This is a genomic window from Salicibibacter halophilus (assembly GCF_006740705.1).
Taxonomy (GTDB): Bacteria; Bacillota; Bacilli; order Bacillales; family Marinococcaceae; genus Salicibibacter; species Salicibibacter halophilus.
Window position 1 is genome coordinate 728,457 of the sequence record NZ_CP035485.1, and the last position, 21,768, is coordinate 750,224.

A 21,768-nucleotide genomic window follows, 5' to 3' on the forward strand; every position below is an offset into this window, starting at 1 on the left:
CCAATACTGGGTCTAGGCCCTAAGGGTGAGAAATGAATGCCGCCTCGGCACTGTTGGTATTTGTTCCATAGGCAAGAAAATGACTGATTTTCAAAAGAAAATATGGTTCCTATCGCTTGCTTTACGCGGCTTGTGTCTGGGAACACTTCCGATCTTGAAGGAGCTTCGCTCCATCAAAGGGACATTCGCGTTGCCCGATGACAAACAAGACTTTCAGAAGTTTACCGCACAGGGCGATCAACGACTGCATCTTTGTCAGAGGTCGGTCTGAACGCTGCGTGAGCTCATGATGAAGGGCGCGAAACGTGTCATTATGATTGACGAGCGGACGAATCGCTAAAAACAGAATGCGGCGTAATCGTCGGCGTCCTCGTTTACTAATGGTGGTTTGGCCCTTGTAAAGCCCTGAACTGTTCTCTTTTAAATCAAGACCGGCCAGGCTGATCAGCTGTTTGGGATGACGGTATTGGTGAATATCCCCAACTTCGGCAAAGAAAGCGGCAATGGTCATGTCGCCTAAGCCTTTGATATCCCTCATTTGTTCGGCGCCAGGGAGATGCTCAAGCTGCTCTGTTAATTGCGCTTCCAATGTTTCGAGTTGCCGAGTGTAAAGGTCATATTGGTCCAGTAACGCCTCCAACTCTTGGCGGGCAAAGTGAAGCCCTTCGGTGATGCCGACACTTTTTTCAGCGGCTTCATGAAGCTTTTGGGCTCGAGCGAACCCGGCGTGTCTCTTGGCATAGGCTTTCCATGTGTCCACGATGGCTTCCGGCGTCGTCTCCACAATCGCTTGGGGAAGAGGAAACGTTCGCAAAGTGGCCAAAGCACTGACGCCATCCCAGGCTTTAAACACCTGCTCAAACTCCGGGAAGTAACGGTTCAGCCAATTTTGAACCCGGCCTTCGGTCTGGTTTTGTAATTGCACGAGCTGATCTCTTAATTTAATGCCTTCTCGCAATTCAGCGTAGATGCCTTCGAGAAGGTTGGGGACAGAGTATCGCCCGTCCTTCACCTGTTTAGCGATGACCATCGCATCTTTAGTGTCGTTTTTACTTGGCGAGTGATCATCGATTTCTTTAAGACGTTTGACGTGCGAGGGATTGACCAACACGAGCTGATGGCCGCACGAGTCAAGATGATCCGCCAAGCTAAACCAGTAGTGGCCAGTGGGCTCCATGCCTACCACCATGTGCGTTTTTTGATGATTCGCTTGATGATCTTCAGCCCAGCGTAGAAGCTTTTCAAAGCCTTCAAGATCGTTGGTGAACATGATGCGTTTCCCAAACTCGAAGCCGCGATCATCAATGGCTCGAGCAACATGTTTGTTCTTAGCGATGTCAATGCCAATGATGAGCGTTTCCGGGGTTATTTGAGCGAGCTTTTCATTTTGTGTATAATTCATGGTGAGTCCTCCTTGGTAGTTATCAATTTAGAGGTCGATGAGTAATCATCGGACACTCCGTACTATACCAAGGGGGCTCTTTTGTGTTCAAAGCTCAATATTTCCCCTAACAGGAATGCTCCAATTACCTACTTCTTCCATTGAATGGTGTCATGGACCTTCCATGACACCATTCAATGTTATTTTTTTGTCATTTTCCACACCACTACATATACCCCAATACCTACCATAGAACCGATGCTATCAAGTGCCACATCGCTTACTTCACCGCTCCGCCCGGGGATGAACAGCTGGTGCACTTCATCCGTGATCGCGTAAACCGTGCAAAGCACCCATGCCCCCAGAATGATTCGTCGCGACATCCTTCCTTCTATCGTCGACACGCGAAGCGCATGAACCATAAATAAACCTAGCACGGCGTAGACAGCCACATGTGCTGCCTTGCGAATCCACGTATGAAAGGGGTCAAACTCTATAGTTACAAACGGGAGCAGACTTTGGCTCCAACTATACGCAACCTCTGTCACACCGCCACTGAGTGAACTCGACGCTTCCCCCGACTGATGCGAAAAATAAAAAATAAGCCCCATCCATCCAATCACAAGAAACCAAGCCACGATCACCCGTTTTGAACCACTGTTCATTTTACCCACATCCGAAACAATTACAATTATCTGCTATATATATCGATTATATCACCAACCCCTTGACTGTACTATTTTTTTTCATCCATATTGATTTTTCACCAAATCGAGAAGCCCGTTTGCCTCTAGATAATGATGCGGGGCGAGGAACGTAACCGTCACAACCCCCGGGTGTCTGCCAATTTCAATTCCACCGTTAATCGTTGCTCGGTTCATCACTTCCGGAACGGTAATGCCAAATAAAGCGGCAGCCCTTTCCATGCCATTTGTCGTTGCTTCATTCAGATCGGCGCCGGTCCCAACAAAAGATACCGGGTATGACTCCTCCAGTTCTTCAATCCCCCATGCTTTACTTAATTGTTCGGCCTGTCGTTTTTCTTCGTCGCTAAAGGGTTTGGCAAGTTCCGGAAGGTCATCAACAATTGGCAGCAAGACCGGCCCGTCTAGTTGCACGTTTTTCATGACTTCAACCTGAAGGTTAACAATTCCGGACACGTCGGTGGTGTGGCCGGCAATTTCACCGTCTCCTTGCATGGCGTGCATATCTCCTAAATATACGCCCCCGCCGGGGACCTTCACCGGGCAAATTAATATTGCTCCCGACCGAACACGATTAATATCCATATGGCCGTCCGTCCGATCTTCCAGCTGCTCCCTCGTGACTCCATAATCATGGGGCGCATCTACTAAAAATTGGCCAAAATCGCCTGCGTTATGGGAATCCGGTGTCGGGCGTGCAGGTGTTGTCCCCAATTGACCAAGGAACGGCCTAATTCTGGCGATTGCTCCGACCAAATCATGAGGCGCAAATGTGAGCACCGGATTTTGAATCGAATTTTCAGGTGTGTTCATATATTTTTTCGCTTCTTGGCCGACTTTTTCTGCTGCCTCTTTGTTTAAAGTGATCCCTATCTTTTTATCGTTGTCCAAACCCATCGAATACGCGTGTGTAAAAACAAAAGGGGTAATGTCTTCACGGCACGTTTTACAGCGGATCGCTTCCTTGCCGATTCCATCTATAAATGTTTCCGGATTCATCGTGCCGCACTCCGGACATTTGACAGCAACAAATGGATCGCCGAGAAAACGCCCATCGACAGGCTTGTCATTCCCCGAAGCGGTTGCCAACGATGTTATCTCCATCGATCTAATATGAATCGCAATGGCATCCCCAACTTCTGCCCCTTCCACATATACAGGCTTTGTTACTTCATGTCCACCTTTTAATGCCGGTGTAATCATCGGCCCCCAGCAACCAGGCGTTGTATTTGCCACGATAAAACCGCCGTCTTTCACGCTATATGCCATTTCCTTTCGCGGATCAAGAATGCCATCCGTGAATTCATTAACGTAGACTGTTTGTTTTGCAACCATTCGATGTCCCCCTTCATATGCGCCCGTAACTCTGCCATATTTTTTATCGCACTAATTCAGGTTTTTTCCCTTTTAAGGGATTGGTTTTTTCTATGGCATGTCCGACATTCAAAATCGTCGATTCATCAAAGGCATTCCCCATAACCTGCATGCCTATCGGCATCTCTTGTTTGAAACCGCAAGGAACGGTGAGAGAAGGGAGGCCAGTCAGATTCCCCGGTCCCGTAAAACGAATAATATTGTTTACCAAATCAACTTGCTCACCATTTAAGTCGACATAGTCCTCCCCTATTTCAGGCGCAATAATGGGGAGAGTCGGCATGACGAGCGCATCAACTTTTTTAAAAACTTCTTGAAATTCTTGTTTGATTTGTCGGCGCAATTGTTGAGCGCGCAGATAGTCCACCGCTGAAGGCAATTCCCCTAATTCAAATAACAGACGAATGTCATCGCCAAAATCATCCGGGCGCCCAACAAGATTGTCATGATGGATGGCCGCTGCTTCAGTCAAAATGGTAATCAATTCTGTATATTCTGCATGGCGAAGCGATGGCATCTCTACCGTTTCTATGTTAGCGCCTTGGTCTTTTAATGATTGGATTGATTGTCGCACCGATGCTTCAACGGCAGCATCAACATTTTTGAAAAAATAGTCTTCATTTACGCCTATCGTTATATCTTTCATATCCCCGGTTAATTGAGAAGTATAGGATTGGACGGGAACGTTCATTGAGGTAGGGTCGTTGGTGTCATATCCAGCGATGACTTCCAATAAGGCGGCTGCGTCTGTCACCGATTTAGTCATCGGCCCAATATGATCAAGCGACCAAGATAATGGAAAACAACCATATTTGCTCACACGTCCATGGGTAGGTTTTAATCCTACGATTCCACAAACGGAAGAGGGAATGCGAATGGACCCTGCAGTATCCGTCCCTAACGTGGCCGCACTCATATCAGCGGCAATGGCTGCCCCGGAACCACCACTCGAACCTCCCGGTATTTTTCGTGTATTCCAAGGATTACGGGATGCCCCGAAGTGTGGATTATTATTGGTAATCCCCCACGCATATTCATGCATGTTTAATTTCCCGGTAAAAACAACCCCGGCATCTTTCATTTTCTTAATAATCGTCGCGTCATAATCGGAAACAAAATCCCTATGGATCTTTGATGCCATAGTGGTTACTTCGTCTTTAAAATACAAGTTATCCTTAACCGCCATCGGAATGCCATGGTACATCCCCTTATAATCCCCGGCAGCAATGTCACGGTCGACTTGTTCAGCAACCCTTTCAGCCCGTTCTCTTGTAAAAGAAATATAAGCGTTAATGTCTTCATTATTTTTCTCAGCGTGATCAAGTACCGTTTTTGTTAACTCCTTGGATGAGATTTCACGGTTTTTAAGTAACGGGGCTAATTCTTCCACCGATTTTGTTACGAGCTCATAGCCCATAATGATCCCCTCCCGGAATGTTTCTTAACGCGATGTCAAAATCCGCCAAAGATGCATCATTTGTTTCTTTCTTTAATAACTCAACCGCTTCCCACCGTGCCTGCAAGACTGGCAAATGTTCTTCAGCCACCGTGATGCCCTTGCTTTCCAACACTTCTTTAATGGACGGGTTCATAGATTTCGTCTCCTTTCTGATCAATTCCCATATGACATACCCGTTTATGATAAAAATTAAACATAAATTTTTGAATATTATTTTTTTCTTCGATACCTTTAAAATTTATTGTGCATTTGATCATTTCAACATCCCACTGTACCCTTCCCCCTATTAATGATACAATAGATGCGGTATTGTACATCTTACATAAAAAATAGCAGTTTAATCTAATAAAGGAGTGTCAGTTATGCAAGAGCGTCATTTTGAACAAATGAAAAACGAAGATGGGTTTATCGCAGCGCTTGACCAGAGCGGAGGGAGCACGCCGAAAGCCCTCGCCCTATATGGCATTTCGGAAGATGCATTTGCCAACGACGATGAGATGTTTGACTTGGTGCACGAGATGCGCACACGAATTATCACCTCGCCTGCATTCAATTCCGGGCAGATCATCGGAGCCATCCTGTTTGAACAAACGATGGACCGCGAAATCGAAGGCATGTACACCGGCGATTATTTGGCGGAAAAAAAAGGCGTTGTCCCGTTCTTGAAGGTGGATAAAGGCCTCGCGGAAGAATCAAATGGCGTGCAATTGATGAAACCAATCAATGACCTCGATGAAACGCTGAAGCGCGCGAATGAACGGAACATCTTTGGCACAAAGATGCGTTCCGTCATCAAAGAAGCCAACCCGGAAGGCATCAAAGCAGTCGTCGATCAGCAATTCGAGATTGGCCAAACGATTATCGAAGCCGGCCTTGTTCCGATTATCGAACCGGAAGTGAATATTAACAGCCCGGAAAAAGAAAAATGCGAGGAACTATTGAAAGCGGAAATTCAAAGCCACCTCGATCAACTCGGCCAAGACGATCACGTGATGTTAAAACTGACGATCCCAACCGTCGCGAACACGTATAAAACGCTGATTGACCATCCGAAGGTCGTTCGTGTGGTCGCGCTATCCGGCGGCTACCCGACAGATGAAGCGAACGAAAAACTGGCGGAAAACAAAGATCTCATCGCCAGTTTCTCCCGCGCACTCACCCAAGATTTGAATGTCGACCAATCCGATGAAGCGTTTAATGACACCCTGCAAAAAGCAGTGGACTCCATTTACCGAGCTTCTGTTACGTGAAGATATAAAGATCCCGGGGGAAGATGATCCCCGGGAATTGTTTGTATTTAAAAATTAAACCCTAGGAGAGACCTTTATTCAGCAAAATCAAGAAGAAAGTTTTCTGAATTAAAATATTCAACCTTTTTTGTCAAATTCTCTTCAATATCGTGAGGTACACGTTCACCATGTACGCCATAATATATTTTTTCTATTTTAGAATCATTTATCGCATCAATAATGTGCTGGTCTGAATCTTCATTCAGCCTATGTCCTACGATCGTTAACTCACCGCTGGCTTCCCGCAAAGTATTATACCCCTGCTTTAAATACTCATTTTGCATGATTGCTTCATATTTCTCGCTCCCGCTACCTTCTGAAATAAATAAGGGAATTTGTCCATGATCAATTCGTTGGGTGATTATTTCACGTAAATCTTTATTTTGCTCCCTGCTGCTAATTTTTTTAGTAATCCCATCTTCAACATAAAGATGAAGAGCACCATGCAGATAGAACAAATTCGATTGAAATTTTCGGTTATTATGTTCATCAAAATAAAGATAACCACGATCTTTCCTAAACATATCACCAAGACGGCGATGATTATTGTTTGCTTCGTTAAGCAACCAATACAAGATCAAATCGTAATTAGTCGTAAAAATATCACGGTTTGTTTTTCCAAGAAGGTTTTTTGATCCCACCCGGATATTTAAACCTTCCATATCCGATGGTTCAATATGGACTTTTTTCACTGCATTGATTAAGGATTTTTTTATATTTTCATAGGCATAATCGTACTCATCATACCGTATACCATACACTTCATTCACCATTTTTGTGTTATGTATAATTTTCAATACTTCCTCAAAATTGCTAGTTTGTAATTTTTCAAACAGCTGTTCTTCATTCCATTTAAGCCCCTCACACTTGTCCATCAAGTTCCCATACGAAAAATTCTCTGAAAAATTCCTGGAAAATCCATTGCCTAGCAAAAGATTATCTACCTTAATTTCGTTAGAAAATAGTTCAGCATATCTTGGCAAACGCACAAGTTCCCCTCCTACTAAAATAGACAAACAAATCTATTCATTATGACCTATTATTTACATAATATTGACATTGGATGATACTGTCAAGGAAAGGATGGGAACTTATGTGGTAACACGCTCAAATTTCCTTCTACCAGCGAATGAAAGTAATTTCTATTACATCCAGCTAAAAAGACGCCAGCTTTCACCCCGGCGTCCTTCCATGTTTTATTTGTCTTTTTTATCCAATGGAAGCAATGGGTCTGCGGTCCACTCGGTCATTGAACCGTCATACATTGCAACGTTATCCTTGCCTAACTTGTTTAAAAGCAGAGCGTTCCAAGTGGCGGCGATGCCGCTTCCACAATAAGTGATGACTTTTTTACCAGGATCAAGCGCTCCGACTTTCTCAAACGCATCACGTAATTGTTCGTCATTATAAAGCTCTTTCGTTTCAGGATCAGAGAGATTGCCAAAGAAAACATTGACACTGCCAGGAATATGCCCGCTACGCGCATAGGTGTCTGTTTCGCCGTTAAAGTCAGCTTCTGAAAGACTGTTCAACAGGATGGTATTCTCATCATCCAAAGCATCCTTGACGTCTTCTTTCGTTGCCAATAGTTCTGGGCGGCGCTCCCCTGTGAATGTCGCTTCAGGATATGAGGCGGGTTCCGTTGAAATGGAACGTCCTTCTTCCTTCCACTTCACGAATCCCCCCTCAAGCACGGCAACATTGCCATACCCTTCATAGCGTAACTGCCAAGCAAGCCGCGATGCCCAGTCAGATGCGATAAACGGTGCACCTACAATCGCGTTTCCCTGGTCATATACGACAACGTACGTGTCATCGCCCCCGACGCCTAATTCACCCATTTTTTTAGAAAACCTTTCTCTTGAGGGAACGGTGAAAGGAAATTCCGAGTCCGGGTCAGAGAGCTCATGGAGCAAGTCAGCGTAAACGGCACCTGGGATGTGCCCCTCGTTATATGCCTCTCTCCCGGACCATACATCGTAATACCCACCACTCTCAGGCGGTTTTAAAAATGTTGTTGCATCGATTAATCGTAATTTCGGGTCATCTAACCGATCTGCTAACCATGCCGTATCGACGATCAATGGTACTTGACTCATTTCTGATTTCCTCCCTTATTAATCCTTATAATATCTATAAGGATTATTATCTTTGAAATACCACACATAACTCAAGGAAATACCCTCGCGGTGCGACAGCACGAGGAGGCTCATCAGCCCCCTTTTTGCAAGTCATTTTATACCTCATCTTCCCACATTTCTTTTTCTGTGCTTTTCATCGTGTCTTCTACTTCTTGAGGATAGGCTGTCCGAAACGAATGGTGATCGGCTTCAATCACTTCCACCATTTTTGCAATCATTTCTTCCGGGTCGTACTGCTGCTCCAAAATTTTCTCGGTTTCTGCAACCGATTCCCGGCTAGTGAAGTTATCTTCATTCTCGAACCATTTCCATTTTTCTTCAAACATCCGATCATTAAAGCCCGTTTCATATGGCCCTGGGTTGATGGTAGCTACCTGCACATTAAATTCCTTCAGCTCTGCCCTCATCGATTTAGCAATGCCTTCCAGTGCGTGTTTCGAAGAACTATACGGACCCAAATAAGGCATTGCTACAATACCGACAATCGAACTTAAAAAGATGATTTTTCCTTCTTTCTTATCCACAAACTTTTCCGCTGCGATTTGTGCATTTTCCAACGTGCTAAAGACGTTCGTCTCATAAATGGCTCTCACACGATCCACCGGAACCTCTGCTAGTGGTCCCCCTTCTCCAATGGCCGCGTTCGCCACGAACACATCATAATCATATTCCGCGATCAATTGCTGATCCCTTTTATCGGTAATATCGAGTTTAATCACTTCTAATTCGACGCCTGCGTCAGCTGCAGCTTCACGTAAAGAGGTGACTTGAGATATAATTTCTACGGAAGCAATCACCCGATGCCCTTTTTTCGCAAGTCCAATTGCTGCCCCTTTACCAAGCCCACTGCCGGCGCCCGTGATAAAAATAGTTTTGCTCATTTACTGGACCTCCTTCAGAGATACTTGACCTTGTTAAGGCGCTTCCCGTTCACCATTTGATTAAAACCTAACCGGGAATTAATGAAATAAACGTCCTGATCCTATACAATGGGCGCAGGTAGGAAAAAATAAGGAGTGAACCGTTTGATTCGTCAATTACACGTTGAAGATTTACCACGATTTGAAAAAATAGATACAGGTATTGAAGATGATTACATCACCGAAATATTTGATCGTTTAGTCACCGGGAATCATCGACTTTATGGTTTATTTGAAAATAGCCAGCTCGTAAGCACAGGCGGATATACCGTTTTTGCCAACCGCTATGCCATGTTGGGAAGGCTTCGTAGTGACCGTTCCTTGCAAGGGGGAAACCGCTCCACGAAGCTAATGACTTCCGTCATCCAAAAGGCTCTTGAGCATCCGGAGATCCAGTGGGTCGGGGCAAACACACAAGAACATAATATCCCGGCGCAGCGCGTGTTGGAAAAACTCGGTTTAACTCCCCAGATCACATTATTTAATGCGACAACCAATGATGCCGCGTCATTACAATCGGGAGCTGAACTTTGGGAGCCGATCCATGATTTAAAAAGGAAACGAGACTGGGTGGAAAAGACGTATATCCAATCTTCCAAGATTTTTCCCTTTGAATGTTATTATCCCTTTCCGGCGTCTCCGGCTTTATTTTCAGACGACCTTTTACAAAACTGGGATTTTTATGAAAATCAAACCAAAACCCGATTCTTCATTGCCAAAACCGATCAGAAAAAATACCATTACTTGCATGTCGTCTATCCATGGAGCGACCATTGGTCCCAAAAAGGCTTATGGGAAACCGTGGCCGCAGCATACCGCACATTTCGCGCCCAAACGAGAGAAGACACTTACATATGGATCGACCTAACAAAAGAAGAAGTTAACCTCCTCCCGGCCGATCATCCATTTGCGCTCCCCTCCCCTTGGATTCTTTATGGAATGAACCATGCATAGTCGGAGGGGGCGGGGGCGGGTTTTATCAGCCATTTCCCTCCAGCTTTCCAGCCCCTCACAGCCTTCTTTTCAAATCAAAATTAATTTCCTTAATATTCACGTCCTGATAGCCTTGCATACGCCCCCATGCTTTCATCTCCTCATGGTCGGGGTGTCGCTCATCAGCGATAACGTCCAAAAACTCTTCGTATCCGCCTTCTCCGCCAACATCCTCGGGCGGCGCGTTGCCATGAGCTTCCAGGCATACCGGATAATTTTTATCATAGTCGGTGATGACTTTTTCAATTTCAATCCGATGCACCCAATCATCGCCGTAATCATAGACATACTTCATCGTAGCCGGGAGGCACTCGGACAGCTTGGTGCCATCTTCAAGTCTCACGGGGAGATCATCTTCATAAGCAAGAGCCTCATTGTCACCAACAAGATTTACAATCGGTTGCCCTTCTTTTCCTAGGATATAAAATTCATGCAAATGCATGTTTTTCCAGCCAAACGCCCTTTGCATCACCATGTGAACTTTATCAAAAGTTATGTTTGCGGGAACGATGATTTTACGCAAAACTTCATGATTTTCAAGCTCGAGTGTCACCATCAACACCGCCGCTTGACTGCTAATAATCGGTCCCCCGCTAAATGTTTCCAAGTCTTTATACATTTCTTCATTGGGGGTAATATAGCCCTTGTCACCGTCCGTCACTAAATGACGGCTTACTCGCATCCCTATCTCCGTTTGATAAAAAGATTCGTGTTGAAGCAAATCGTCAAAAACTTGAACCATCTCACTAGCTTTGTTCAATCTAGCTACAGTGGTGCGATTCTTTGTTTTTGAAAAAGTGACCGCCCCGGCCGTTTCAAGGTATTGCTCAATGACGTCGTCTTTTATCCCCTCTTCACGGAATGTTTGGCGAATGGCATGAACAATCAACTCATTGAGTTTCCGGAAATCCTTTGCCTTAAGCCCATATAAAACAACGACATAACGGTTGTTGTCATTCACAACAACTACAGCTTTTCTCCGATTGACCGTGATCACATTGGCATGCCAAGAAAACAAAGGTGACGCGTGATCCACGTCTGCCTCCGGTTTTTCATGCAATTGATCTAAAAGCTTTTTCGTACATTGGATGAGCATGAGGTACACTCCTTTGTTTTAAATATCATTCACCGGTTAATCGAAGCCGCCATTCGCACATATGTATGTCTCTTCCCGCGAATAGCTGTTGAATAATCCATGATATTTTCCGGGACAGCGATCCCGTGCTCCCCGGCATCACCGATGTGGTGAACATCTGCACCGGCCATTTTATTTTCAAGCGCTATTTGTTGAATCGTTTCCCTTGCGGCCCCTTCCTGGCTAGTTCCAATTGCAGTTAATGCCAGAGCGCCACGTTCATGGACCGTTTGAACCAAAGTCTCTGTCTTGGCAAGTGTCGTCCCCGGAACACTGCCAACCCCCGGGAGCAAGATAATGTCTGCACCCGCTTGAGCAAATTCCGCTACAACATTCTCACTTACGATCCCATCGCCTGATTTATTTTTCACACCAGCGCCATGCATTTTTCCGGCAAAAATCAGGATGTCATCACGGAAAATATCCTTTGCCTCGCGAATTGATTTTAAAATCGCCGTGTTAGTCACCCCCGTTTTCGGATTGCCGGTGAAACAGACAAAATCCACACTCAGTTCTTTAGCCTTCTCCAACGATTCACGAATTGCGGTACGCCCTTTTGGCAGAGTATCCAATGTCTCTGTACGATCGGCATCGGCATCAACCGGTTCCAAATTAATCCCGACCGGTCTTCCAATCAATGTTTTCAATTCTGTGATGACATGCTTCGGATTGTCCGCCGAAAGCCCTTGGATGTTTGGCTGATCAACATTAAATGCGTTCAGCAAAATCATATCGGCCCCGAAAGCTGCTGCATATTCCGCATTCGTCAAACCGGGATATAATGGCGTTGAAGCGCAAACGACTTCGGACAACATCACCCTGCCTTCTGAAGCCTCAATCGCCTGCCTTAACTGCATTCCATTCATTTCGGCAAAATCCGAAGCCGTACAATCCAGCAATCGTTTCATGTCTCAAGACACCCTTTCTATCTTTATTTAGAATATTTAACACAGAAATTATCGTTATTCGTCAGATTTTGCGAATTGATCCTTCAGCCTAAAAACTGAAACAGTGTGGAAAAAGCACTTCCTATGTATGCAAAGTTTGACCATCTTATCAGACCCTTGTTCTTGTTTTAGTACATTCCATTATTTACTGATTTTGTCTTTAATTTAGCACAGCATTGAACAAATTCAAAAAAAGCCGCTAAGAACTCAGGGATAATCCCTATGTTCTAAGCGACTAATAGTTGGTTTACAGTTTTTTCGTAATCACGATCTTCTTTTCACTAAATCCCAATGCCTAATGAGAAAAGAGCAATGGAGAGGATAACACCAAGTAACGGCACAACAACAGTTACTGCAAAAACGGCCGGATACGCTGATTTATGGGTTTCTCCACAAATAACACGAATCGTTGTTACCGTATAACCACCGTGAGGTAATGAATCCAATGCCCCCGAAGAGAGTGCAGTGACACGGTGCAGTGCCTCAGGATCAACACCTTGCTCTAAATATTCAGGGGCTAAATTAGGCAAAGCAATCTCCTGGCCGCCGGATGCGGAACCAGTAAGTCCAACAATCACGGTTACAGCAATAGCCGCTCCGACTAACGGATCACCAGGTACATTCGTCATCGCCTGAACAGCATTGTCAAATGCAGGCGTTGCTTCCGCAACAGTGCCGAATCCAACGACTGCCGAGGTGTTGGCGATGGCCAAGAGCCCCCCGGTTGTGCCGTTCGAAGCTGATGTCCATACATTTTCAAGATAACGACGATTGACGAGCCACGCGGTAAACACGCCACTGGATAAGGCAATGATGAGTGCAGAAGTACCAAGAGTATCATGAAATATAAATGCTGTAACCAACACTGCAAGTAACGGGAGACCTGAAAGCAGCGGGTTCGGTAATTCTCTTTCCGTTTCCACAGGATCTCCGTTTCGTTCGTCAAATTGTTCGCCTTTATTAACCGCACGGTTAATTATCCATTTTAACCATACATAACCTGTAATCATCATAAATATTGCTACAATCAAACTGACTTCCCAACCAGCGTAAGGGCTTGTTCCCAGATGAGGAATAGGAATCCAGTTTTGGATTTCAGGTGAACCCGCTGACGTCATTGTAAAAGTAACGGAACCAAACGCAAGCGCAGCCGGGATAAAGCGGCGCGGTAAATTCGCTTGCTTAAACAAGCTGAGAGCAATCGGGAAAACCGTGAATCCTACAATGAACAAACTCACTCCGCCATAGGTTAAAATCGCACAGGCAGCAACAACTGTCAAAACGGCATACTTAAGTCCGAAACGCCCAACCACCCATTTGGAAACGCTAAGCGCTGAACCGCTGTCATCCATGACCTTACCAAAAATAGACCCAAGCAAAAACATTAAAAACCAATTAGCAACAAATCCGGAGAAGCCATCCATATAATCTCCGACAAAACTTGCTTCTGTTTCCCCGGCCAGTTCCGGAAACATTGGAAGGCCACTGAAAACAGCTACAAACAAAGCGCTTAGAGGCGCGGCAACTAACAAATTCATGCCACGCATGGTAAGGATAATAAGTAATGTTATCCCTCCAAGTAAACCAATCATGCTCAGCATAAAAATTCTCCTTTTACTACCTTTCAAATGGATGGAAGACGTAGTTACAAAAAGCAAAGGGAGTCAGGAGAATAATCTCCGACCACCCTTTTGCAGCGCACAGTCCAAGTAGAAATTATCTGTTGACTTTTTAGCTTTCGTAACGACGAACGCGTAGAGAAGCTTGTTCTTTGTGCCCCATAAAACCTTCTAGTTCACATAACCTTTCGGCATATTTACCTATTTCCACACTAGCTTCCTCGGTAGCTTTCTGGTATGTGCAGTTTTTCAGGAACTTTCCAACCCACAAGCCTCCTGTATATTTAGCCGCTTGTTTTGTAGGGAGCGTATGGTTTGTGCCGATAACCTTATCCCCATAAGCAACATTTGTTTCCGGGCCTAGAAATAAAGCGCCGTAATTTGTAAGGTTATTTAAGAAGTAATCCAGATCTTTAGTAAGCACTTCAACGTGCTCAAACGCTAGTTTATCGGCTTCGCGCACAGCCTCCTCTTCATCTTCAACTACAATGATCGTTCCGTTATCTCTCCAGGCCACTTCGGCAACATCTGCCGTTGGCAATGTTTGTAATTGGCGAGCAATTTCATCCTCCAGCGATTCGGCCAAAGATTGAGAAGTCGTAATCAATGCCCCCGGCGACGTAGGTCCGTGCTCTGCTTGCCCGAGAATATCAGTGGCAACCATCTCCACATCAGCTGTATCGTCCGCAATGACGAGTGTTTCTGTTGGTCCGGCTAACAAGTCAATACCGACTCGTCCAAAAAGTTGACGCTTTGCTTCTGCCACAAAAGCATTTCCCGGACCAACAATCATATCAACCGGATCAATTGACTCGGTGCCTATCCCCATAGCTGTCATGGCTTGCACACCGCCGATCAAGTAAATTTCATCGGCACCCGCCATATGCATAGCGGCTACGGTGGCGGCAGGAATTTCGCCATTTGCCGGAGGTGTACACGCGATCACGCGTTCAACACCGGCGACTTTGGCGGTGACAATGCTCATATGCGAGGAAGCAACCATCGGATAACGGCCGCCTGGAATATAGCAGCCAACACTGTTTACAGGGATATTTTTATGGCCAAGAATGACGCCCGGACGGGTTTCCACTTCAATATCTTGAATCGATTCACGTTGATGCTTGGCAAAATTTTCAATTTGATCTTGCGCAAACTTAATGTCCTGAATCACACTGTCCGGTAACTCAGCAATTGCTCCGTCAATCTCTTCTTTGGTGAGCCGAAAGCTATCTGGCAACCATTTATCAAACTTCTCCGAAAGCTCTCGCACAGCTGCATCGCCACGTTCTTCAACGTCTTCTATGATGTTGTTAACGGTTTGTTGAACCTTCGTATCCGCTTCTTGTTTTTCTTGATCGGTTTTCCCGTGTTTTAAATAAGTCGCCATTGATCTACACACTCCTCTACGTTTGTAACCATGTTTGAATACGTATTCATTGTAATCGAAAAGATATTTAATTGTAAACGGTTAATTTTAAAAATGAACCATGGATTTTATGCTAATTTATGTTTACATCTATTATTAAAGCGTTTACAATGAGGTTAAATACGTATTCACCGAAACGGGAGAAGGTATAAAAATGGTTTCTTCAAAAGATGTGGCGAAGGAAGCTGGCGTTTCACAATCTACGGTTTCTCGCGTCTTAAATAACCCAGAAAACGTTCAGAAAGACAGCGTTGATAAAGTTAAGCAGGCAATGAAAAAGTTAAACTATCGGCCAAATTCGATCGCCCGTAGTTTGAAACAACAAAAAACCAAGTATATCGCTTTAATTTCCGGACCTTTGCATAACCCTTTTTTTGTTGACAGCACGACGGCGATTGTCAATTATGCCAAAGAACACGGATATCACACGCTTGTCTATTTTGAAGACCAAGGGGACAATCTTTCTGTCTATGAGGAAGTTCTAAAACAACAAGTAGATGGCATTATTTTATCTTCAATATTTATCGACGACCCTATCTATCAAGAGCTGGTAGCTTCAGGCATCCCTTTCGTCATGTTTAACCGCCGGTATCGTTCAGGTGGAAATTATGTAGAAATTAACAATGAAAATGCGGGACAATTAGCGACCAATCATTTATTAAAACTTGGTCATGGCAAAATTGCATGGATAGGGGGACCAACACATGCGTCAACGTTTCAAGGAAGGTTATCCGGATACCAAAAAGCAATGACAGGTGCTAATCAACCTGTGAGCTATGAATGGATAAAAGAAACAGATACAACTGAATTATCAGTGGTTAAAGCGGTGGATGAGTTGCTTTTATTGGATGAAACACCAACCGCCATTTTCGCGGCGACAGACTCGATTGCACTATTTTGCCAAAATTACTTACTGCAAATGGGCTACCGAATCCCCAAACACTTTAGCATATGCGGAATGGACAATATCGATATGACTGCACACGCCGCCATTCAAATGACCACTATAGCACATGAATCCGAGAAATCCATGGGTCTGCATGCGATTGAACATTTGATTCATATGATGGATACTGAACCAGGAGAGCAAAACAGTATGCAGAGAACGCTTGAACCGAGGATACTGATTCGAGGCACAACCGGACCGAGAGAGTAAAGCAGAATTTTATGCTTTAACCTTTTTTCCTGCGAGCCCCGCCAATTTGCAGAAAAGAAAACCCTTGCACCTTACCGTCAAAACGGAAGGAATGGCGCTGTAATGGCGGAGACACGAGGAGGCTTGGCCGTTCGTACGCGGCAATCGAAACCATGAAAGCGACATCCCCTCTTCTCCTGATAGCAACAAGTTGTTCAGTAGCCCCTAATTTAATAACAAAATACAAAGGAGCTCCAAGTGGCTCCTTTGTTTAATGGAAAACATTCGGCGTTTATATCTAGCTGATGCTGAACTCCATTTCATTTCAATCCTTTTTCATAAAACCGCTCCTTGAATGTCCAAAAAGAAATCCTCTCCATTTCACTCGTTACTTTGACCAGTCGTGTCCTCATATCTTGCTTTAGATCTTCGCGCTCTTGCGGATGTGTCGCCTGTAAACCCTTTTGAATCTTAGGCTCCATATCCTTCAACACTTCCATAATAAGTGCATTTTGATCCATCCTATCAACCTCCCCGAAGTTGTGCGAACGCCATTCTCCTCATTTTCGAAACATTTTGAGGGGTGCACCCGAACATTTCTGCGATCTCTTGATCCCTAGCTTGAAAAAATAAATGAATATAAACGATGACTTGTTTCTTTTGACTAAAAGACTGAAAGGTTTTTTGCATTTCAGCGGTTGGCAAAAGATCTCGAACTTCTCGCGCTATGGCATCATCAGAGGATGGGCCTTCCGCAGGCACTAAATCTCCTCGCGTCTTCCCTTCTTCTTCTGCCGCATCGTTAGGTGCATCCAACATTAACATCGCCATTTGTTTACGTTTGGATTGGTCATAAGAATTGACGTAAAAACGGCTCAACGTCGTGATGTATTGCATCATGCGTATTTTTAAATAAAACATTTCAAAACGTTGATTTAATAAATCCGAAGAGGCTTCGTCTTCCTGTTCAATCGCTGCGCGCAATAATCCCCAATGATGATTTTTCTCCATAAAGGCTTGGACCAACGGATCTTGAAAAAAATGCGCATGGCTTCTTATGAAATCTTCCAACGTCGGAGTTCTCTTTTTCATGCTCTCCCTCCAATCCATCGATCTAAGACTTAAAGAACTTAGAGAAAGGAAAAAACAACCATAATGGAAACATTTGTTCGTATTTTAGCATATACTTGTTTTCTTGAGAAGATGGTTGTTTTTAAATGAAGCAACGTTCTTTAAACAATAGGCAACGCCAGATTGGCTTTGTCAAATCAATCAAAGGAGATGAGCATTTTGGATCCTCTCTATCAGCCCTATCCACACTCAAGAAAATCAGTATTCGCGGAAAACGGGATGGTCGCCACATCCCAACCATTGGCATCGCAAGCCGGATTGGATATTTTAAAAAAAGGCGGAAACGCGATTGATGCCGCGATTGCAACAGCCGCTTGCCTAACGGTCGTTGAACCCACCGGCAATGGAATTGGGGGAGACGCTTTTGCGCTTGTTTGGACAAAAGGAAAGCTTCATGGATTGAATGCCAGCGGACCGGCACCACAGTCGATTTCCATTGATGCCTTGCATGAAGATGGATACGAGGAAATCCCGGAAACCGGCTGGATTCCGGTCACTGTTCCAGGTGCCCCATCATCGTGGGCAGCCCTTTCCGAACAATTTGGGAAATTGCCTTTCACTGAAGTATTGCAACCAGCGATCGATTATGCCGAGCACGGGTTTCCTGTTTCTCCAGTTGTCGCCCATCTCTGGGAACAGGCTTATGAAGATTATCAAGAAGATTTGGTTGGTCCGGAATTTTCGGGTTGGTTTGAAACGTTCGCCCCCGGAAACCGAATTCCTAAAGCCGGTGATGTATGGGCGTCCCCTGACCACGCGAAGACGCTGCGGGATATTGCACAAACGAAGGCAGCGTCTTTTTATCGCGGAGAAATTGCGGAAAAAATCGCCCAGTTTTCACGAGAACATGGCGGTTATTTAACAAAAGAAGATTTGGCCGCTTACCAACCGGAGTGGGTGAAACCGATTCGTGTCAATTACCGGGGCTATGATGTGTGGCAACTGCCTCCCAATGGCCAAGGAATGATCGGATTACAAGCTTTAAAGATGTTAAACGGGTTTGATTTCCCGGCGAGAGACACAGCCGACACGTATCATAAACAAATCGAAGCGATGAAACTCGGTTTTGCCGATGGCCAAACTTATATTACGGACCCACGTTACATGGATGTTTCATCGGAATCGCTGCTATCCGACTCATACATGGATGAGCGACGCTCGCTCATTGGTGAGGCAGCACGTGAACCTGAAGCGGGCAAACCTTCGGATGACGGCACTATCTATCTTGCATCCGCTGACGGGGAAGGGAATATGGTATCCTTCATTCAAAGCAACTATATGGGCTTTGGATCGGGCCTTGTCGTTCCCGGCACCGGCATTAGCCTTCATAACCGCGGCCATGATTTTTCCTTGGACCCTACCCATATCAATGCCTTACAGCCTGGGAAAAAAACGTATCATACCATTATTGCCGGCTTTTTAACGAAAGGGCATCAGGCCGTCGGACCATTCGGAGTGATGGGTGGGTTAATGCAACCTCAAGGCCATGTGCAGGCATTGATGAATACGATTGATTTCGATCTAAACCCCCAAGCCGCGCTAGATGCGCCAAGGTGGAGATGGGTGGAAGATAAAACCGTTTCTATTGAAAAGACATTCCCTTCCCACCTCGCGCACGCACTCACAAATAAAGGGCATGACATTGAAATCTCTTCAGATACGATTGGTGATTTCGGAAGAGGCCAAATCATTTGGCGAGATTCGAAAACAGGTATACTAATGGGCGGATCTGAATCGCGAACGGACGGGACAGTCTCTGCATATTAATAAACCATTGTCCTCTACGATTCGACGTAATAAGATGGTTTTTGACTGCTAGTAGAAAATAAAGGGGAGAATCCGGATATGAGCCATTGTAAAAAACGAGCCCGTGACCACGGGCTCACCTTCGGCACCTTGCCTACCGGCAAAAACAACACCATCACCGACGTCTCTGGCGTTTCCGTGGGTCAAGTCACCTTGTTCGAGGGGGATGACATTCGCACAGGGGTAACGGCGATCCTTCCCCATAAAGGGAACCTGTTCAGAGAAAAAGTATTTGCCGGCACCTCCGTAATCAACGGTTTCGGAAAGACAACCGGGCTCGTTCAAGTCGATGAACTCGGTCTCCTTGAAAGTCCGATTATGCTCACGAACACGTTCAGTGTGCCCGCGGTCACCGAAGGGACACTTCAATATCTCTTACGGGAAAATGAAGAAATCGGCACAACGACAGGCACCGTTAACGTCGTTGTCGGTGAATGCAACGACAGTTCTTTAAACGATATTCGCGGTTTGCACGTGCGCCCGGAGCACGCGATTACTTCGATTAAAAGAGCCTCGAGCAATGTAGATGAGGGAGCAGTAGGTGCAGGTACCGGAATGACCAGCCTTGGTTTTAAAGGAGGAGTAGGTACGAGTTCGCGTGTTGTTGGCGATGGAACACTCGGTGTACTCGTCGTTTCAAATTATGGCACACGTAATGATATTGATTTTCCCCCGGGCTCCATCATGATGATTGTGGCGACGGACCATGCTTTAAATGAACGTCAACTTCAACGTGTGGCAAAGCGGACGACTTTCGGCCTGGCCCTTACAGGTTCGACGGCCCATCACGGAAGCGGCGATATCGCTATTGCATTTTCAACAGCCCAAAAAGTAGCGCATGAAGGCGGCGAACAAGAACGTTTTCAGTTTTTGCGCGATGATCATTCCGTAATGAACGATATTTTCAATGCAACCGCAAGCGCAACGGAAGAAGCAATCTGGAACTCGTTGTTTGCCGCTGAAACAACGGTCGGCCGTGACGGAAACAAGGAGCGGGCGATCACTCGGGAAGAGGCTTTTGCGATAAGGCGGTCACTGGTTGGAATAAAGGAGTAATGAATGCTAGCTTAGCAGCCGATGTATACTCAGCGTCGGCATCTGTGACCAATCGTATGCCTTAATAGAGCTTCCGCAAAAAGCTTCTCCCCGATTCAGTCGAGGGAAGTCCGAAATACGAACAAAACGTAGCGCCGATATCGGCCATCGTTTGACGCGTTCCAATGTCAACCGCTTTTACTTTGGGTCCCGTCACAAGCAATGGCGTATATTCCCTCGTATGCTTAGAATGGCCGATCGTGGGGTCATTGCCGTGATCGGCAGTGATTAACAATACATCTTCTCTTTCAAGCTTCGGGATGAAGTCAGCCAACCAAGTGTCGACTTCTTGCAGCAAACGTGCGTACCACTCCACATCTTCGGCGTGGCCGGCCAAATCAGTTTCCTGAACATTCACCAAAAGGGCGGCATCTCTTGTCTCCTGCGTGTACACTTCATTCAACTTCTTCAACACTTCCGCGGTATTGACGATCGGGTATGCCTCCCCCTTTCCGTGCAAGACATCTGCTGTTTTACCTATTCTGTGCACGGGGATGCCATGCCGCGCTGCGATCATCGGGAATTGTCGCTCGATTTGGACGCCATGACCGATATGAAAGACTTCATAGCCTTTGCCGTAAACCCGGGCACGCGGGGTATCCACGCCCCACTGTCCGGGGTTGTTCTCTTTTACAACGGATAGGATATGATCCATAGACGTATACGGACCTCCAAAAGCAATGACACGGCTTGTATCGACATTTTCCCGAACCACTCGGGCCACTTCTTTCACTTTTTCAAAAGGCATACGGTTAAAATCAGCTGTCAGATTAATGATATTGCCATAAGAGGACTCCAGGTTGTCTCCGATAACCACTGCTCCCTCCACTACAAGCAGCGGGCACCCTTCCCATGGATACTCGAATTTATAACCCTCTGCCTGCAACGCTGTAGCCAGGTGTTTATGAATATCTTTCATTAATCTTTTTTGCGGACGCTTCGGGATCGTTCCCGCTATTTCCTGGTGCCCCATATACGTATCTGCGCCATAATGGGCGAGTTCGAAACGGCCAAATGCTGCAGTGGCAGTTCCCGTTCCGCTTACAATTTTCAACAGCCCTAATTTTTCCAACGTTGGGAGATTAAACTCAGCCCATTGTTCTCGAATATGACGAAAGGTATTGGCATTGCAATCCGCCGGTTCATAGTCCCGGCAATCTTCCATTGCCCCTACCCCAAAACCGTCAAGAACGAGCAATATTATTTTCCCCAT

The 21,768-nt window shown here is 45.5% G+C and carries 20 protein-coding genes; 5 read left to right on the forward strand and 15 right to left on the reverse strand.

All coding sequences use genetic code 11. The features are described from left to right. Positions 1-121: 121 nt before the first annotated feature. The 5 genes from EPH95_RS03610 to EPH95_RS03630 form a co-directional block, all read right to left on the reverse strand. Positions 122-1,402, reverse strand: coding sequence for an IS110 family RNA-guided transposase (locus EPH95_RS03610; RefSeq protein ID WP_142087431.1), 1,281 nt, complete (start codon positions 1,400-1,402; stop codon positions 122-124). 179 nt (positions 1,403-1,581) lie between these two features. After that, the gene (locus tag EPH95_RS03615) at positions 1,582-2,046 is read right to left on the reverse strand and encodes a VanZ family protein (protein ID WP_142087433.1); all 465 of its coding nucleotides are present in this window, start codon (positions 2,044-2,046) and stop codon (positions 1,582-1,584) included. Positions 2,047-2,127: 81 nt separating this feature from the next. Further along, positions 2,128-3,420 (reverse strand): acetamidase/formamidase family protein, encoded by a 1,293-nt coding sequence (locus EPH95_RS03620; RefSeq protein ID WP_142087436.1) that lies wholly within the window; start codon positions 3,418-3,420, stop codon positions 2,128-2,130. Positions 3,421-3,463: 43 nt separating this feature from the next. Next, positions 3,464-4,876, reverse strand: coding sequence for an amidase (locus EPH95_RS03625; RefSeq protein WP_142087438.1), 1,413 nt, complete (start codon positions 4,874-4,876; stop codon positions 3,464-3,466). Further along, positions 4,866-5,051 (reverse strand): hypothetical protein, encoded by a 186-nt coding sequence (locus EPH95_RS03630; RefSeq protein WP_142087440.1) that lies wholly within the window; start codon positions 5,049-5,051, stop codon positions 4,866-4,868. Before EPH95_RS03630 ends, EPH95_RS03625 begins: the two co-directional genes overlap by 11 nt. Positions 5,052-5,280: 229 nt before the next feature. On the opposite strand from EPH95_RS03630, the gene EPH95_RS03635 reads away from it, so the two are divergent. Continuing rightward, the gene (locus EPH95_RS03635; protein ID WP_142087442.1) at positions 5,281-6,168 is read left to right on the forward strand and encodes a fructose bisphosphate aldolase; all 888 of its coding nucleotides are present in this window, start codon (positions 5,281-5,283) and stop codon (positions 6,166-6,168) included. A gap of 74 nt (positions 6,169-6,242) precedes the next feature. On the opposite strand, the gene EPH95_RS03640 is transcribed toward EPH95_RS03635, so the two are convergent. The 3 genes from EPH95_RS03640 to EPH95_RS03650 all read right to left on the reverse strand — a co-directional run bounded on the left by EPH95_RS03640 (position 6,243) and on the right by EPH95_RS03650 (position 9,229). Beyond that, the gene (locus EPH95_RS03640; RefSeq protein ID WP_160141588.1) at positions 6,243-7,196 is read right to left on the reverse strand and encodes a DUF4917 family protein; all 954 of its coding nucleotides are present in this window, start codon (positions 7,194-7,196) and stop codon (positions 6,243-6,245) included. A 207-nt stretch (positions 7,197-7,403) separates the two neighbouring features. Next, positions 7,404-8,306: a sulfurtransferase gene (locus EPH95_RS03645; RefSeq protein ID WP_142087448.1), complete on the reverse strand. Its 903-nt coding sequence runs from the start codon at positions 8,304-8,306 to the stop codon at positions 7,404-7,406. A 137-nt stretch (positions 8,307-8,443) separates the two neighbouring features. Next, entirely contained in the window at positions 8,444-9,229 is a 786-nt protein-coding gene (locus EPH95_RS03650) for an SDR family oxidoreductase (protein ID WP_142087450.1), read from the reverse strand. Between the two features lie 135 nt (positions 9,230-9,364). Between EPH95_RS03650 and EPH95_RS03655 the strand changes: the two genes are divergently transcribed. Continuing rightward, the gene (locus EPH95_RS03655; protein ID WP_142087453.1) at positions 9,365-10,222 is read left to right on the forward strand and encodes a GNAT family N-acetyltransferase; all 858 of its coding nucleotides are present in this window, start codon (positions 9,365-9,367) and stop codon (positions 10,220-10,222) included. A gap of 55 nt (positions 10,223-10,277) precedes the next feature. Here EPH95_RS03655 and EPH95_RS03660 read toward each other — a convergent pair whose 3' ends face one another. The 4 genes from EPH95_RS03660 to hisD all read right to left on the reverse strand — a co-directional run bounded on the left by EPH95_RS03660 (position 10,278) and on the right by hisD (position 15,349). Continuing rightward, positions 10,278-11,357, reverse strand: coding sequence for a plasmid pRiA4b ORF-3 family protein (locus EPH95_RS03660; protein WP_142087455.1), 1,080 nt, complete (start codon positions 11,355-11,357; stop codon positions 10,278-10,280). Between the two features lie 29 nt (positions 11,358-11,386). After that, positions 11,387-12,304, reverse strand: coding sequence for a DUF7916 family protein (locus tag EPH95_RS03665; RefSeq protein ID WP_142087458.1), 918 nt, complete (start codon positions 12,302-12,304; stop codon positions 11,387-11,389). Positions 12,305-12,624: 320 nt separating this feature from the next. Next, complete coding sequence (locus EPH95_RS03670) at positions 12,625-13,944, reverse strand: GntP family permease (protein WP_142087460.1); 1,320 nt, start codon at positions 13,942-13,944, stop codon at positions 12,625-12,627. Between the two features lie 130 nt (positions 13,945-14,074). Continuing rightward, positions 14,075-15,349 (reverse strand): histidinol dehydrogenase, encoded by a 1,275-nt coding sequence (gene hisD, locus EPH95_RS03675; protein WP_142087463.1) that lies wholly within the window; start codon positions 15,347-15,349, stop codon positions 14,075-14,077. A gap of 193 nt (positions 15,350-15,542) precedes the next feature. On the opposite strand from hisD, the gene EPH95_RS03680 reads away from it, so the two are divergent. Beyond that, complete coding sequence (locus EPH95_RS03680; RefSeq protein WP_142087466.1) at positions 15,543-16,544, forward strand: LacI family DNA-binding transcriptional regulator; 1,002 nt, start codon at positions 15,543-15,545, stop codon at positions 16,542-16,544. Positions 16,545-16,843: 299 nt separating this feature from the next. On the opposite strand, the gene EPH95_RS03685 is transcribed toward EPH95_RS03680, so the two are convergent. Both EPH95_RS03685 and EPH95_RS03690 read right to left on the reverse strand, forming a co-directional pair. Further along, positions 16,844-17,044: a hypothetical protein gene (locus EPH95_RS03685; RefSeq protein ID WP_142087468.1), complete on the reverse strand. Its 201-nt coding sequence runs from the start codon at positions 17,042-17,044 to the stop codon at positions 16,844-16,846. A gap of 4 nt (positions 17,045-17,048) precedes the next feature. Continuing rightward, complete coding sequence (locus tag EPH95_RS03690) at positions 17,049-17,615, reverse strand: hypothetical protein (protein WP_142087471.1); 567 nt, start codon at positions 17,613-17,615, stop codon at positions 17,049-17,051. 189 nt (positions 17,616-17,804) lie between these two features. Here EPH95_RS03690 and EPH95_RS03695 point away from each other — a divergent pair, with 189 nt between their 5' ends. Both EPH95_RS03695 and EPH95_RS03700 read left to right on the forward strand, forming a co-directional pair. Beyond that, a complete protein-coding gene (locus EPH95_RS03695) occupies positions 17,805-19,421 on the forward strand; it encodes a gamma-glutamyltransferase family protein (protein ID WP_142091469.1) in 1,617 nt (538 codons plus the stop codon). A gap of 78 nt (positions 19,422-19,499) precedes the next feature. Continuing rightward, entirely contained in the window at positions 19,500-20,516 is a 1,017-nt protein-coding gene (locus tag EPH95_RS03700; protein ID WP_142087474.1) for a DmpA family aminopeptidase, read from the forward strand. A gap of 61 nt (positions 20,517-20,577) precedes the next feature. Here the strand turns inward: EPH95_RS03700 and EPH95_RS03705 are convergent, their stop codons facing one another. Next, the gene (locus EPH95_RS03705; RefSeq protein ID WP_142087476.1) at positions 20,578-21,768 is read right to left on the reverse strand and encodes a phosphopentomutase; all 1,191 of its coding nucleotides are present in this window, start codon (positions 21,766-21,768) and stop codon (positions 20,578-20,580) included.

Bases quoted from the DNA above. Each gene is read 5' to 3' on its own strand.
- EPH95_RS03610 (WP_142087431.1), bottom strand. From the start codon at position 1,402: ATGAATTATACACAAAATGAAAAGCTCGCTCAAATAACCCCGGAAACG.
- EPH95_RS03615 (WP_142087433.1), bottom strand. From the start codon at position 2,046: ATGAACAGTGGTTCAAAACGGGTGATCGTGGCTTGGTTTCTTGTGATT.
- EPH95_RS03620 (WP_142087436.1), bottom strand. From the start codon at position 3,420: ATGGTTGCAAAACAAACAGTCTACGTTAATGAATTCACGGATGGCATT.
- EPH95_RS03625 (WP_142087438.1), bottom strand. From the start codon at position 4,876: ATGGGCTATGAGCTCGTAACAAAATCGGTGGAAGAATTAGCCCCGTTA.
- EPH95_RS03630 (WP_142087440.1), bottom strand. From the start codon at position 5,051: ATGAACCCGTCCATTAAAGAAGTGTTGGAAAGCAAGGGCATCACGGTG.
- EPH95_RS03635 (WP_142087442.1), top strand. From the start codon at position 5,281: ATGCAAGAGCGTCATTTTGAACAAATGAAAAACGAAGATGGGTTTATC.
- EPH95_RS03645 (WP_142087448.1), bottom strand. From the start codon at position 8,306: ATGAGTCAAGTACCATTGATCGTCGATACGGCATGGTTAGCAGATCGG.
- EPH95_RS03650 (WP_142087450.1), bottom strand. From the start codon at position 9,229: ATGAGCAAAACTATTTTTATCACGGGCGCCGGCAGTGGGCTTGGTAAA.
- EPH95_RS03660 (WP_142087455.1), bottom strand. From the start codon at position 11,357: ATGCTCATCCAATGTACGAAAAAGCTTTTAGATCAATTGCATGAAAAA.
- EPH95_RS03665 (WP_142087458.1), bottom strand. From the start codon at position 12,304: ATGAAACGATTGCTGGATTGTACGGCTTCGGATTTTGCCGAAATGAAT.
- EPH95_RS03670 (WP_142087460.1), bottom strand. From the start codon at position 13,944: ATGCTGAGCATGATTGGTTTACTTGGAGGGATAACATTACTTATTATC.
- hisD (WP_142087463.1), bottom strand. From the start codon at position 15,349: ATGGCGACTTATTTAAAACACGGGAAAACCGATCAAGAAAAACAAGAA.
- EPH95_RS03680 (WP_142087466.1), top strand. From the start codon at position 15,543: ATGGTTTCTTCAAAAGATGTGGCGAAGGAAGCTGGCGTTTCACAATCT.
- EPH95_RS03685 (WP_142087468.1), bottom strand. From the start codon at position 17,044: ATGGATCAAAATGCACTTATTATGGAAGTGTTGAAGGATATGGAGCCT.
- EPH95_RS03690 (WP_142087471.1), bottom strand. From the start codon at position 17,615: ATGAAAAAGAGAACTCCGACGTTGGAAGATTTCATAAGAAGCCATGCG.
- EPH95_RS03695 (WP_142091469.1), top strand. From the start codon at position 17,805: ATGAGCATTTTGGATCCTCTCTATCAGCCCTATCCACACTCAAGAAAA.
- EPH95_RS03700 (WP_142087474.1), top strand. From the start codon at position 19,500: ATGAGCCATTGTAAAAAACGAGCCCGTGACCACGGGCTCACCTTCGGC.
- EPH95_RS03705 (WP_142087476.1), bottom strand. From the start codon at position 21,768: ATGGGGAAAATAATATTGCTCGTTCTTGACGGTTTTGGGGTAGGGGCA.